General features: G+C 56.2%; 9 protein-coding genes. 5 read left to right on the top strand and 4 right to left on the bottom strand.

Annotated elements, in window-relative coordinates:
* Positions 1-284: 284 nt before the first annotated feature.
* The 3 genes from LZP73_RS08010 to LZP73_RS08000 form a co-directional block, all read right to left on the bottom strand.
* Entirely contained in the window at positions 285-737 is a 453-nt protein-coding gene (locus tag LZP73_RS08010; RefSeq protein ID WP_234234021.1) for a DUF6404 family protein, read from the bottom strand.
* Between the two features lie 877 nt (positions 738-1,614).
* Complete coding sequence (gorA, locus tag LZP73_RS08005) at positions 1,615-2,967, bottom strand: glutathione-disulfide reductase (RefSeq protein WP_234234270.1); 1,353 nt, start codon at positions 2,965-2,967, stop codon at positions 1,615-1,617.
* A 159-nt stretch (positions 2,968-3,126) separates the two neighbouring features.
* The gene (locus tag LZP73_RS08000; protein WP_234234019.1) at positions 3,127-3,522 is read right to left on the bottom strand and encodes a hypothetical protein; all 396 of its coding nucleotides are present in this window, start codon (positions 3,520-3,522) and stop codon (positions 3,127-3,129) included.
* A gap of 233 nt (positions 3,523-3,755) precedes the next feature.
* Between LZP73_RS08000 and prlC the strand changes: the two genes are divergently transcribed.
* Together prlC and LZP73_RS07990 are read left to right on the top strand one after the other, a co-directional pair.
* Complete coding sequence (prlC, locus tag LZP73_RS07995; RefSeq protein WP_234234018.1) at positions 3,756-5,792, top strand: oligopeptidase A; 2,037 nt, start codon at positions 3,756-3,758, stop codon at positions 5,790-5,792.
* A gap of 146 nt (positions 5,793-5,938) precedes the next feature.
* Positions 5,939-6,469 carry a thioesterase family protein gene (locus tag LZP73_RS07990; protein ID WP_234234015.1) on the top strand — a complete coding sequence of 177 codons (531 nt, stop codon included), beginning with the start codon at positions 5,939-5,941 and terminating at the stop codon, positions 6,467-6,469.
* A 6-nt stretch (positions 6,470-6,475) separates the two neighbouring features.
* Here the strand turns inward: LZP73_RS07990 and LZP73_RS07985 are convergent, their stop codons facing one another.
* Complete coding sequence (locus tag LZP73_RS07985) at positions 6,476-7,129, bottom strand: glutathione S-transferase family protein (protein WP_234234013.1); 654 nt, start codon at positions 7,127-7,129, stop codon at positions 6,476-6,478.
* Between the two features lie 260 nt (positions 7,130-7,389).
* On the opposite strand from LZP73_RS07985, the gene LZP73_RS07980 reads away from it, so the two are divergent.
* The 3 genes from LZP73_RS07980 (at position 7,390) to LZP73_RS07970 (ending at position 12,819) form a co-directional block, all read left to right on the top strand.
* On the top strand, positions 7,390-8,079 hold the full coding sequence (locus LZP73_RS07980; RefSeq protein WP_234234011.1) for a DNA-3-methyladenine glycosylase I: 690 nt from the start codon (positions 7,390-7,392) through the stop codon (positions 8,077-8,079).
* A 447-nt stretch (positions 8,080-8,526) separates the two neighbouring features.
* Positions 8,527-9,669, top strand: coding sequence for an efflux RND transporter periplasmic adaptor subunit (locus LZP73_RS07975; RefSeq protein ID WP_234234009.1), 1,143 nt, complete (start codon positions 8,527-8,529; stop codon positions 9,667-9,669).
* Positions 9,670-9,681: 12 nt separating this feature from the next.
* Complete coding sequence (locus LZP73_RS07970) at positions 9,682-12,819, top strand: efflux RND transporter permease subunit (protein WP_234234007.1); 3,138 nt, start codon at positions 9,682-9,684, stop codon at positions 12,817-12,819.
* Positions 12,820-13,213: the final 394 nt, after the last annotated feature.

Here is a 13,213-nt window from a genome sequence, read left to right as displayed (position 1 = left end):
CAATAAGTTTCCTAATAAAAGGGAATATAACGTAAATTGTTATTTTCCAAGCAATCCAAATAACACCAATAACACCAATAACACCTAAGAATAGGCCTGCATAGATTGTGTAATAAGCCCAGTTTGGACCATGGGCAAAAGCAGGGAAAACTATTGAATTTAGGATAAAAAATGGTTAGATTCGACCTTCCATTTTTCATTGATACTCAATTCCTATTTAAGTTATAACGAATGCATAAACAGTGGCAAAATCAAGCAGTTCTGAGTCATTGTTTAATGCCTTGCTAGTCATTTATTTCTGCCCATCTGGGGATTTTATTCTTCTTTTTTACTTGCAAAATATTAAATGAAACTGCAAGTCCAAATAGAACAGATACTAAAAAATTTTCTAAATACAATGTCGCTACTTGTGACCCTGTTGGTAGGTTCAAACCGATATCATTGGCGAAAAGTGAAACAAAAAATAAAACAACAGCAAAAATACTGAAGAAAAAAGTTGCCTGCACCATTAAATTAACTTTGAATTCAGATGCATAAGGTGGCTTTATTTTAACACCGCATTTCCATAACCATCTGTATAACGGTGGAGCATAGGTATTTTTTGAAAAACCTTTGTCACTCATCAAACTACGATAAATTTCTACTTTGTTTTGAAATGACATACAACCCCGACTGATGGCTAATATTTGTATAGTGTGCATGCGCGTTTTAGTCATTGGAGCACTGTAAACACGCATGGTTAAGTTTTTGTATTTAAAGTTGAAATCAGATTCAGTCCAAATACACTTTGACGAAAAACGCGCATGGGTGTTAGCGAGATCCCATTACCTACTTTGGTGATGGTATAACATTTTGAACTAATTGAATAATCTTTGTAGGTTACGGCAACAATGCGCAAGATTTTGCGCCTTTATGGGCCCATTTTCCGAAATTCAAATACGGCAGTATAAAACCACTGTGCAAGCGGTCGTGTTCGGTATGGATTGTCCGCTATTGTTCGCTATTTAAGTAAGGATTTCGTCCGGCATTTCAACCTGCATGGGCAGTGGAGTTGAGTTCGGAAGACATGGCTACCGCACGGGCCGAAGAGCTTGGTTTCGTCCCTGACTCTAGATTTATCTTCCTGAATCAGCATCTTGACAGAGATAAGTACTCCTGTGCAAGGGAAGATATCTTGCACATGACAGTTAGAATCGACGAGGCAAGCCCCGCTGGCACTACTGTAGAAAGATGGGACAGGCACCACTCTCCTCACCACTTAACCCCAATATTGCCGCAGACGCCAATGCCCTTGGGTGACTTCGAAAGTGAGCTGGTGTTCTCTGTGATCTTCCCCCCCAGATTTATCAACTGGTTATTGGGTCGTTTTATTTGCACTGACATTGAGGCCAGAGTGGAAAACCAGCATAGGCACTGCTGCGCCAATGACAGTCGAAAGCAGGGATGCGTTCGTCGAGCGGCCAGGGATGGCTTCACAGCGAGTCATTGGGGTAGCGGTGTGAAAGCGCGCCGTCGGCGATGTATCACAGCCAAAAAAAGCTGCCTGGTTTCCCCCGGCAGCTTTTCATTTATCAGACAAGGACTCAGTTTCGGCCCTTGGCGCATGCTCTGCTCTTAACGCATAGTAACGAACTCTTCGGCACCTGTCGGGTGGATGGCGACCACGGCGTCGAAGTCGGCCTTGGTGGCGCCCATCTTCAGTGCCACGCCGAAGCCCTGGAGTATTTCGTCCATGCCGAAGCCTATGCCATGGATGCCGACGACCCTCTCGTTGCCGCCGACACACACCAGCTTCATCTGGCAGGCCTGGCGGTGGGCGGTAACGGCCGTGTACATGGAGGTGAAGGTCGAAGTGTAGACCTTCACCTGGTCGCCATACTGTTCGCGCGCCTGCGGCTCGGTCAGCCCCATGGTGCCGATCGGCGGGTGGCTGAAGACCACTGTGGGGACGGCGCTGTAGTCCATCCTGGCCTCTGTCATGCCGTTGAACAGCCGTTCGGACAGCAGGCGTCCGGCCTTGACGGCCACAGGCGTGAGTTCGACGCCGCCGGCCATGATGTCGCCGACGCAGTAGATGCCGGGATCGTTGGTATTCTGCTGCTCGTCTGTGATTATGTAGCCCTTGGCGTCGCGGGTCACAGCGGTGTTTTCCAGGCCGATGTTGTCGGTTGCCGGTGCGCGGCCTATGGCCCAGATCAGGCAGTCGACCGTCAGGCTCTCACCATTTTCGAGGAACAGTGTCAGGCTGCCATCGGCATGCTTTTCCACCGACTTGGGCACGCTGTAGGTGTGCAGCGTCGGGCCTTCTTCGGCCATGGCATCCACCAGTGCCTGATTGAGCATGGGATCGAAGTCGCGCAGCGGTGAGTGTTTGCGCACCAACAGATGGGTGTCGCTGCCCAGCGCATGCAGCACGCCCGCCAGTTCGACTGCTATGTAGCCGGCGCCCACCACCGCGACGCGCTTGGGCTGTTCGCGCAGGGCGAAGAAGCCATCCGAGTCTATGCCGTGCTCCGAGCCGGGAATATTGGGGATGGTCGGTGCGCCGCCGGTGGCGATGAGGATATGGTTGGCGCTGTAGCGCTCGCCGTTGACTTCCAGGGTGCGGTTGTCGACGAAGCGGCCGAAGCCGTTGATCAGGGTCACGCCGTTGCCGGCCAGGCCGCGATCATAGCCTGCGTGGATGCGTTTGATATAGGCCTCGCGGCTGGCGACCAAGGTGTTCCAGTCGAAGTTATTGACAGTGACGTCGAAGCCATAGTCTTTGGCATAGAGCTGCATGGCTTCGGCGACGTGGGCGCCATACCACATGACTTTCTTGGGAACACAGCCCACATTTACACAGGTGCCACCGACCTGCTTGGCCTCTATGAGCAGCACCTTGGCGCCGCGCATGGCGGCACGGTTTGCCGAGGCGATACCGCCGCTGCCTGCGCCCAGGCAGATATAGTCAAAATGTTGGGCCATCATGGTCTCCGTTTTAAATTCAAATCAGTGGGTAAGGCTTGGGCCATTGTAGGGGGGATTAAAGTGTCAGACCAGCTTTGCTTTAGTCGCGGCTTTGGCCTCCAAGCAAAGTGGTGTCCGATAAGACCCTGAATGCCGGCGGAATATTTCCCGCCGTCGCTAGCGTTTGTGCTGGCAGTGGCTGTGATCGGCCTGACTCGGGCCTTCGGCCCCACATTTCAGGCATTGCCACTCGCGGCGGCGAGTGGTGAGCTCCCTGCGGTAGCCCTGAACGAAGCTGTTGTTTTTGACCCTGAGCTGGGCTTCGAGCTGATCCATGCGATTGTCCAGCCAGCGGCAGCCGGGATCGTTGGCGACATGGGCGCGACTGGCGAGTGTTTGTTTGCGGCTCTGCTGGCGTTTCTGGGTTGTGCCGGCTATCCCGGATGGCGCCGCCAAAGGCGTCGTCAGTCGGGGTGCCGTCACCGCATGGGGGGATGAGTCCTGGCCCAGGCACTGGCAGCTGGCGCAGCTCAGGCAGGCGGTTATGATGAGATGACCGAGTCCGGTTGACATTCCTTGTCTCCTTAATCTTCAAACCTTAATTCTCAAGCCTCAAGCCTCAAGCCTTAATCCCTGGCCAGGGTACTGGGGCCAGAGTACTGGGGCCAGAGTACCGTGGCCAGAGGTTAAGCTTAGTCGCCCGGCGGGCGAGTGCCAGCGGCAGCGACTTTCGCGCGCCGGCCTTGATAAATGCCGCAGGCGCCCTTATCTATAGGGGATTACCTATAGAGTGCTAAGGACAAATCATGAGCAACCCTTTGCTGGTTCCCGCGGAGCTGCCGCCTTTTTCACAGATCAAGCCCGAGCATATCCAGCCGGCCGTCGAGCAGGCTCTGGCCAAGTGCCGCGCCAAAATAGAAGAAGTGCTGACCGCCGAGGTGCCCAGCTGGGATAATCTGGTGGCACCGCTGGAGCAGGTCGACGATGAGCTGAGCCAGATCTGGTCGCCCGTGTCCCATATGAACTCTGTGCTCAGCACAGATGCCTGGCGCGCCGCTCACGATGCCTGTCTGCCGCTCTTGTCCGAATATGGCACCTATGTCGGCCAGCATCAGGGCCTGTATCAGGCCTACAAGGCGCTGAGAGCCGCGGATGAATTTGCCGGCCTGAGCCAGGCGCAGAAGACAGTGATAGAACATGCGCTGCGTGACTTCGAGCTGTCCGGCATAGGTCTGGACGATGAGCAGAAGCTGCGCTACGGCGAGATAGTCAAACGCCTGTCCGAGCTTACCAGCCGTTTCTCGAATCAGTTGCTCGATGCCACCCAGGCCTGGAGCAAGCTGGTCACCAATGAAGCCGAGCTTGCGGGTTTGCCCGAATCCGCCCTGGCGGCGGCCAAGGCCATGGCCGAAGCCAAGGAACAGCAAGGTTGGCTGTTCACCCTGGATTTCCCCTCATACCTGCCTGTGATGACCTATTGTGAGAATCGCGCCCTGCGGGAGGAGTGCTATCGCGCCTTCGTGACCCGGGCCTCGGATCAGGGCCCCAATGCCGGCGAGTTCGACAACGGCCCGCTGATGGATGAGATACTGGCGCTGCGCCATGAGGTCGCCAACCTGCTGGGGTTCGCCAGTTACGCCCACGAATCCCTGGCGACCAAGATGGCCGAGACGCCCGAGCAAGTGCTCAACTTCCTCAACGAGCTGGCCAAGCGCACCCAGGCCCAGGCCAAGACAGAGCTCGCCGAACTCAAGGCCTTCGCCGCCAAGGAACATGGGGCCGAGGAGCTGCAGGCCTGGGATCTGAGTTTCTATGCCGAGAAACTCCAGCATCACAGATATCAAGTGTCCCAGGAGATGCTGCGGCCCTACTTCCCCGAGAACAAGGTGCTGTCCGGCCTCTTCTATACCGTCTCGCGCCTGTTCGGCCTGACGATAGCCGAACGCCAGGGCGTGGATGTGTGGCATAAAGACGTGCGTTTCTTCGACATTCTGGATGAAGACAAGGTCCACAGGGGCAGCTTCTATCTGGACCTCTATGCCCGCAGCGGCAAACGCGGCGGCGCCTGGATGGACGATTGCCGGGTGCGGCGGATGACGGCCGCCGGGCTGCAGAAGCCTGTGGCCTACCTGACCTGTAACTTCAACGGCCCGGTCAACGGCAAACCTGCGCTGTTTACCCATGATGAAGTGATCACCCTGTTCCATGAGTTCGGTCATGGCATTCACCATATGCTGACCAAGATAGATGTCGGCGGGGTCTCGGGCATCAATGGTGTCGCCTGGGATGCGGTGGAGTTGCCGAGCCAGTTCATGGAGAACTGGTGCTGGCAGGAAGAGGCGTTGGCGGAAATATCCGGTCACTATGAGACCGGCGAGCCCCTGCCAAAGTCCCTGCTGGACAAGGTGCTGGCGGCGAAGAACTTCCAGTCAGGCATACTCATGCTGAGGCAGTTGGAGCTGTCGCTGTTCGATTTCAGGCTGCACTATGAATATGATCCCAAGCTGGGAGCCAGGGTGCAGCAGACCCTGGATCGCGTGCGCAGCGAGGTGGCCGTGATAGTGCCGCCGGCCTTCAATCGTTTTCAACATGGTTTCGCCCATATCTTCGCCGGCGGTTATGCGGCGGGTTATTACAGCTACAAGTGGGCCGAGGTCCTGTCTGCCGATGCCTTCTCCCGCTTCGAAGCCGAAGGCATATTCAATGCCGACACAGGGCGCAGCTTCCTGCATAACATACTGGAGATGGGCGGATCCGAGGAACCCATGGTGTTGTTCAAGCGCTTCATGGGGCGTGAACCCAACATAGATGCCCTGCTGAGGCATTCGGGCATACAGGCCTGATCCCGGCCCGTCGGCCTTGCTATGGCTGTGGCAAATAAGGCGTCTTCGGACGCCTTATTTTTTGTCTGCTTGAGCCCGGGCGGCTCCCTTGCCCTCTGGTACGACCTCTGTTAGCCTGTGTGGCTTATTCAAGGGGAAAATGAGTTATGAATCTGTATTTTAGGTTGTTCTGGTTATTCATCTGGCGCACCCGCCACTGCAAGTCGATAGGCTTCCTGGGCACCAGTCACATCAGGTACCGCGCCCTGCCGAGCGACTGCGATGTCAATTTTCACCTTACCAACTCGCGTTACCCGGCCTTCATGGACCTGGCCAGGACCTATATGCTGGCCGAGATGGGGCTGCTGAAGCGTTTTCTCAAGCTCAAGTGGATGCCGATAGTCAACGCCGCCGAGTTTACCTATATCCGCGATATCAAGCCGTTGCAGATATTCGACATAGAAACCAAGCTGGTGGGCTGGGACGAGAAATACTTTTATATAGAGCAGAGGTTCGTCAGCAAGCGTGGCCTGCACTGTATCGCCTATGTGCGCGGCGTGTTCGTCTGCAAGGGCAAACAAGTGCCGATACAGCAGCTGCTGGACGCGGCGGATTTCGACGCAGCGCCCCCTGAGTTGCCGGCGGATGTGCTGCATTGGAAAGAGTTTTTGCAGCTGAAGAAGCAGCGCAACACTTAACCTTGGCTAGATCTGTGTCTGCAGCCCGTTGAGTTCATTCATATGCGCCAGATCGACCTCTTCCTGCACCAACACCCAGGCACCGCGCAGCTGTGCCTGTTGCCAGTATCTGGCCAGATGCTCCAGCTCCAACAGCGACAGCAGATCCTGGCAACGGGACAGGCAGGGAATGAAGGCGCAGTCGGCCAGGGTGAAGCTGTCGCCACAGAGCCAGTGTTGCCCGGCCAAGCGCAGATCCAATGCCTCCAGCGCTAACTTGAGTGATTTCTCCAGGGATTTGATTTGCAGGCTGTCTTGTTTTTCTGCCTGGGGTTGTCTGAGTTTATCCAGTTGAAATAAAGGGGCATTGAGATCTTGATCTATCAGCCTGTCATAGAGGCGCACCTCCAGGTTGCGGTCGGGATCTTCGGGCAGCAGCCGGGTGCCGGAATCGAACCTGTGGTCCAGATATTCGGCTATGATGCTGGCGTCCGGCAGCAGCCGGCCATTCAGGCACTTGAGCATGGGCAGTCTGGCGAGGGGGAATAAGGCCCGGAAATGGCCCCTGGTCACAGGATCCCGCAAATCAGTCACCCTGGGATAGAAATTGACTTGCTTTTCATACAATGAAAGCAAGACCTTCTGTGAGTAGCGGGATAAGGGGTGGTAAAACAGCTCCATAGAGCGAGCTCCATTCGTGTGCCTAAATTAACTTTAGACCTTGGTGGCCGAATAGGAAAAGGGCCTGCGAAAAATCGCCAACCCCCTTGGTGGCTGGCATTCAGGGAAGATCTCGCCCCTGGGACCGTATCGAAACTGGACATCCGGGCGATAGGCCATTGTTTCGCAGACAAGTATCTGACTTATAATGAGTCGCGTTTTCTTTCGCCTCGGCATAGTTGCCATAGCGCCATAGCGCCATGACCCATGAGGAAATCTATATGCATTCAGCAGAAGCTTTTGCCGCCATTTACCGGCGTGCCTGTGACCGCAAGGGCGGCGAGGCCGGTCTGCAGGCGCTCTTGCCCCAGGTGTTGAGCGCCGAGGAGCTAGCGCAATATTCGGATGCCGAGCTGCTGTCAGCCATGAGTCGACAGGTATTTCAGAGTGGCTTCGTCTGGCGGGTGGTGGATAACAAGTGGCCCGAATATGAGACCGCCTTCTTCGGTTTCGAGCCTCACAAGGTGCTGATGTTGTCGCCGGAGCAGTTGGCGGCCAGGGCGAGCGATCCCAAACTCATTCGCCATGCCAGTAAGACCCAGGCCATCTATGACAATGCCGCCATGGTACTGGATATCGCCAGGGAACATGGCAGCTTCGCCCACTATCTCGCCGCATGGCCAACGGCGGACATTACCGGCCTGTGGCAGGCGTTGAAGAAGCGCGGCGCCCGTTTGGGCGGCAATACCGGGCCCTATTTCCTGCGCGGCATAGGCAAAGACACCTTTCTGCTGACCGATGATGTCCAGGGCTATTTCAAGGCCCATAAGCTGGTGGATGCCGGCTTCGGCTCCCAAACCGGCCTCAGGCAAGTGCAGCAGATCTTCAACGCCTGGCAGCAAGAGTCAGGTCTCAGCCTGGCAGGCATCAGCCGTGTCCTGGCCTGCAGCGTCGGCGATAACCGTATCTAAGCCGCTGCTGTGCGCCACGAAGGGCCTGGGGGCCGGCCGCTTCATGGTTCCGCTATCCGGGACCAATGATTCCAAACAATCCCGTTTATCGAGGCAATCCAAGCTGTTATCTTCCTCCTCCCTAACTGCGCCTTTGACCGGTTTTTGCCTGGCGGCTATGCTGTTCCAAGCCGCATCAATCTCAGACCCAAAACTCACCCGGTCGATAACATAAAATTAACAAATGCTCACCCTCAAGGTTTTCTGCAACATACAGATAATAAGAGTAGCGGGTGAAGGATCAGAATTTTCATTAGTTTACAATTTCAATGCCGACCTTTCTTGTTGATTACCTTAGGGTGTGAGATAAAAGCAGGATATCGGAAATTGGTTAAATAGCGTTCTGCACATCCAGGAGTTGAAAAGGTTTTTCGGCTCGGTGCGCGACAGACATAGACAGGAGTTCACATGCGGCATGTATTGAAAGTTGCCTCTATTATAGGTTTGGGCTTATGGGTCGGCGGCTGCAAACCCAGCGCGGATCAAGCCTCGGCCCAGGGTCCGGCCCCCATGGAAGTGGGTACCATGAATGTCGTCGCTCAGCCCCAGGCACTCCAGGTGGAGTTGCCGGGCCGCAGTCGCGCCTTTCTCGAGGCCGAAGTCCGGCCCCAGGTCAGCGGTATCATCACCAAGCGCAGTTTCACCGAGGGGGGCCAGGTAGAGCAGGGCGAGTCCCTGTATCAGATAGATCCCGCGACTTACCAGGCGGCGTTGGTGAGTGCCGAGGCGCAGAAGGCCAGGGCGGTGGCGTCGTTGGCATCGGCCAAGGCCAGGGCGAAGCGTTATACCGAACTGGTGAAGACCAAGGCCATCAGTCAGCAGGATTTCGATGAGGCCCAGGCCGCCTACCAGGAGAGTCTGGCCAATGTGACTGTTGCCGACGCGGCGATCAACACGGCCAAGATCAACCTGCAATACACCCAAGTGTTGGCGCCCATTTCCGGGCGTATCGGCAAGTCCAGCGTCACCGCAGGTGCCCTGGTGACGGCGAATCAGGGCCAGGCCCTGGCGACCATCCAGCAGCTGGACCCCATCAATGTCGATATAGTGCAATCCAGCGCCCAGCTCCTGAGTCTGAAAGCCAGGCTGAGGCAAGGCAAGTTACAGGCGGATGACAATGCCAGCGTCGAGCTGATACTCGAAGATGGCAGCCATTACGGGCAACAGGGCAAGTTGCGTTTCTCCGAGGTGAGCGTCGACGAGGGCACAGGCACAGTGATCATCAGGGCCGAGTTCCCCAATCCTGAGGGTATCCTGTTGCCCGGCATGTATGTGCGCGCCCTGGTGAATGTCGGCACAGATCCCGCCGCCATTCTGGTGCCGCAGAAGGCTATCACACGCAATGCCAAGGGCCAGGCGGTGGCCATGTTGGTGAATGGACAGGGTCAGGTAGAGTCCAGGGTAGTGAAGACGGCCGAGGTGATAGATCATCAGTGGCGTATCACAGAAGGCATGACAGCGGGTGAGACATTGATCGTCGAGGGGCTGCAAAAGATACGTCCCGGCGCTCAGGTCACGACCAAAACCCTTTCGGCAAACCAAGCAGACTAACGGGGCGGATCTATGGCACGTTTCTTCATCGATCACCCTATCTTCGCTTGGGTGATCGCCATCATAATAATGCTCACGGGTGTCCTGGCCATCAATGGCCTGCCCGTGTCCCAGTATCCCAGCATAGCGCCGCCAACCGTGGTGATCAGCGCCAACTATCCGGGGGCTTCGGCCAAGACGCTCGAGGACTCGGTGACTCAGGTGATAGAGCAGCGCATGACAGGTCTGGATCATCTGCGCTATATCAACTCGACCAGCGACAGCTTCGGTAATGCCCAGATCACTCTGACCTTCAATGCCGAGGCGGATGCCGACATTGCCCAGGTACAAGTGCAGAATAAGCTGCAGCTGGCTATGCCCTTGTTGCCCCAGGAAGTTCAGTCCCAGGGCGTCCGGGTCAGCAAGTCCAGCGCAGGTTTCCTCATGGTGCTGGGCTTCGTGTCCAACGATGGTTCCATGGACAGGAACGATATCGCGGATTATGTCGGCTCCAATGTTCAGGATCCCATGAGCCGGGTCCCTGGAGTCGGTGACATTACCCTGTTCGGCGCCAAATACGCCATGCGTATCTGGCTCGAGCCGCTGAAGTTGACCCAATACAATCTGACCAGCCAGGACGTGGTAGCGGCCATTCGCGAGCAGAATGCCCAGGTTTCGGCCGGCCAGTTGGGTGGGGCCCCTGCGGTGCAAGGACAGGAGTTGAATGCGACCGTCTCGGCCCAGAGCCGGCTGCAGACGGCGGATGAATTCAAGCAGATCATCATCAAGTCCGAGACGTCGGGCGCCAAGGTGTACCTGGGCGATGTGGCACGGGTCGAGCTGGGGGCGGAAAGCTACTCTGTGGTGTCCTATTACAACGGCAAACCCGCAACCGGCCTGGCGATCCAGCTGGCGACCGGGGCCAATGCGCTGGCGACCGCCGAAGCCATTCGCGCCAAGATAGCCGAGATGGAGCCTTTCTTCCCCGCCGGGCTGAACGTAGTCTATCCCTACGACACCACCCCCTTCGTCGAGAAGTCCATCGAAGGCGTGGTACATACCCTGCTCGAAGCCATAGTCCTGGTGTTCGTGATCATGTACCTGTTCCTGCAGAACCTCAGGGCCACCTTGATCCCCACCATAGCCGTGCCCGTGGTGCTGCTCGGTACCTTTGCTATCCTGTCGGTCGCAGGTTACTCCATCAATACCCTGACCATGTTCGCCATGGTGCTGGCCATAGGCTTGCTGGTGGATGATGCCATCGTGGTGGTGGAAAACGTCGAACGTATCATGGCCGAGGAAGGTCTCAGTCCGTTGGAGGCGACCCGCAAGTCCATGGATCAGATCACCGGCGCCCTGGTGGGCATAGGCCTGACCCTGTCGGCGGTATTCGTGCCCATGGCCTTCATGTCTGGCTCGACCGGGGTCATCTATCGTCAATTCTCCATCACCATAGTCTCGGCCATGGGCCTGTCCGTGTTGGTGGCCTTGATCCTGACGCCGGCCCTGTGTGCGACCATGCTCAAGCCCTTGCCCAAGGGACATGCCCAGGCAGACACGGGTTTCTTCGGTTGGTTTAACCGTAACTTCAACAATATGACCTCCCGCTATCAGTCCAGTGTCGCCAAACTGCTGAAGCGTTCGCTGCGGGTCATGAGCCTGTATCTGGCACTGGTTGTCGCCGTCGCCTGGATCTTCCTGCGCATGCCGACCGCCTTCCTGCCGGACGAAGATCAAGGCATATTGTTCACCCAGGCCATATTGCCGACCAACGCCACCCAGGAAAGCACCATGAAAGTGCTGGACAAGGTGTCGGATCATTTCCTCAAGGACGAGAGTGTCAACTCTGTGTTCAGTGTCGCCGGCTTCAGTTTCGCCGGTAATGGCCAGAACATGGGGATCGCCTTTGTCAGCCTCAAGGACTGGTCCGAGCGACACGCGCCGGGAACGGATGTCCAGTCCATCGCCGGGCGTGCCATGGGGGCCTTCTCCCAACTCAAGGAAGCCTTCGTGTTTGCCTTCGTGCCGCCGTCGGTGATCACCTTGGGCACGGCCAATGGCTTCAACCTCTACCTGCAGGATAAGAATGGCCAGGGGCATGACAAGTTGCTGCAGGCCCGCAACCAGTTGCTCGGTCTGGCGGCACAAAATCCCAACCTGGTCGGGGTGCGACCCAACGGTCAGGAAGATGCGCCTGCCTACCAGTTGCACATAGATCACGCCAAGGTACGCGCCTTGGGGGTGAACATCTCGGATGTCAACAACGTCCTGGCCACGGCCTGGGGTGGCTCCTATGTGAATGACTTCATCGACAGAGGCAGGGTGAAGCGGGTGTATGTCCAGGGCGACGCAGAATTCCGCATGCAGCCGGACGATCTGGATGCCTGGTATGTGCGCAACAACCAGGGTGAGATGGTGCCCTTCTCGGCATTCGCCAGCGGAAGCTGGGAGTTCGGTTCGCCGCGACTGGAGCGCTTCAACGGCCTGTCGGCGATGAACATCCAGGGGGCGACGGCGCCCGGGTTCAGCACAGGTGATGCCATGGTACTGATGGAAGACCTGGCCAAGCAGTTGCCACCCGGCTTCGGCATAGAGTGGAGCGGCCTGTCCTACGAGGAAAGACTATCGGGCAATCAGGCGCCCGGCTTGTATGCCTTGTCCGTGCTGGTGGTCTTCCTGGTATTGGCGGCCCTGTATGAGAGCTGGTCCGTGCCCTTGTCTGTGGTCCTGGTGGTGCCCCTGGGGGTTATCGGGGCCTTGCTGGCGATGAATGGCCGTGGCTTGCCGAATGACGTCTTCTTCCAGGTGGGTCTGCTGACCACGGTAGGCTTGGCGACCAAGAATGCCATTCTTATCGTCGAGTTTGCCAAGGGATACTACGACAGAGGCGCAGGTCTGATAGAGGCGACCCTGCATGCGGTACGGGTGCGTTTGCGTCCCATCCTCATGACCTCGCTGGCGTTTGGTTTGGGGGTGCTGCCCTTGGCCATCAGCACGGGTGTCGGCTCGGGTGGTCAGAACGCCATAGGCACAGGGGTATTGGGCGGCATGATGAGCTCGACCTTCCTGGGGATCTTCTTCATCCCTACCTTCTTCGTGGTCGTAGAACATATGTTCAGCAAGCGAGAGAAGATAGTGAAGGAACAGGACACAGTCATAGTACCTGATTAAGTGCTTGATTTGGTTCCAGGTTAACTGCCGGGTTGCTCCGGCACTCAACACCAATAAACCCGGCGGCCTCGCCGGGTTTTTTATTGGCGGCGACAAGGTTGCCGCCGGCTTGAGGATTTCCTGCATTCACACAATCCGGCTGGATTGTTATTTATGTCTGATTGCAATAATAATCAGCATCAGAGGGCGATTTCATTAGACTATCCAAGAGATAACTCGGGTTATTTCTTTATTTTATTGTTTTACGCTCAAATAATACCACTGATAAATATCCTGTAATTAGATGAAATAAATGATTATTTATTTTTGCATACAAAATGTTCGGCCGAAAACCTCGATGAGTTTGCTTCTGGATGAGGTTAGCCCGTTCTGGCGGGGAAAGTCAGGATTTTCC

Origin of the sequence: Shewanella sp. AS16, assembly GCF_021412365.1 — a bacterium.
Classification (GTDB): domain Bacteria; phylum Pseudomonadota; class Gammaproteobacteria; order Enterobacterales; family Shewanellaceae; genus Shewanella; species Shewanella salipaludis.
This window is presented reverse-complemented; position numbering and strand designations above follow the sequence as displayed.

Coding starts and splice junctions, on each gene's coding strand:
- LZP73_RS07990 (WP_234234015.1), top strand. CDS start 5,939: ATGAATCTGTATTTTAGGTTGTTCTGGTTATTCATCTGGCGCACCCGC.
- LZP73_RS08000 (WP_234234019.1), bottom strand. CDS start 3,522: ATGTCAACCGGACTCGGTCATCTCATCATAACCGCCTGCCTGAGCTGC.
- LZP73_RS07980 (WP_234234011.1), top strand. CDS start 7,390: ATGCATTCAGCAGAAGCTTTTGCCGCCATTTACCGGCGTGCCTGTGAC.
- LZP73_RS07970 (WP_234234007.1), top strand. CDS start 9,682: ATGGCACGTTTCTTCATCGATCACCCTATCTTCGCTTGGGTGATCGCC.
- LZP73_RS07975 (WP_234234009.1), top strand. CDS start 8,527: ATGCGGCATGTATTGAAAGTTGCCTCTATTATAGGTTTGGGCTTATGG.
- LZP73_RS08010 (WP_234234021.1), bottom strand. CDS start 737: ATGCGTGTTTACAGTGCTCCAATGACTAAAACGCGCATGCACACTATA.
- prlC (WP_234234018.1), top strand. CDS start 3,756: ATGAGCAACCCTTTGCTGGTTCCCGCGGAGCTGCCGCCTTTTTCACAG.
- gorA (WP_234234270.1), bottom strand. CDS start 2,967: ATGGCCCAACATTTTGACTATATCTGCCTGGGCGCAGGCAGCGGCGGT.
- LZP73_RS07985 (WP_234234013.1), bottom strand. CDS start 7,129: ATGGAGCTGTTTTACCACCCCTTATCCCGCTACTCACAGAAGGTCTTG.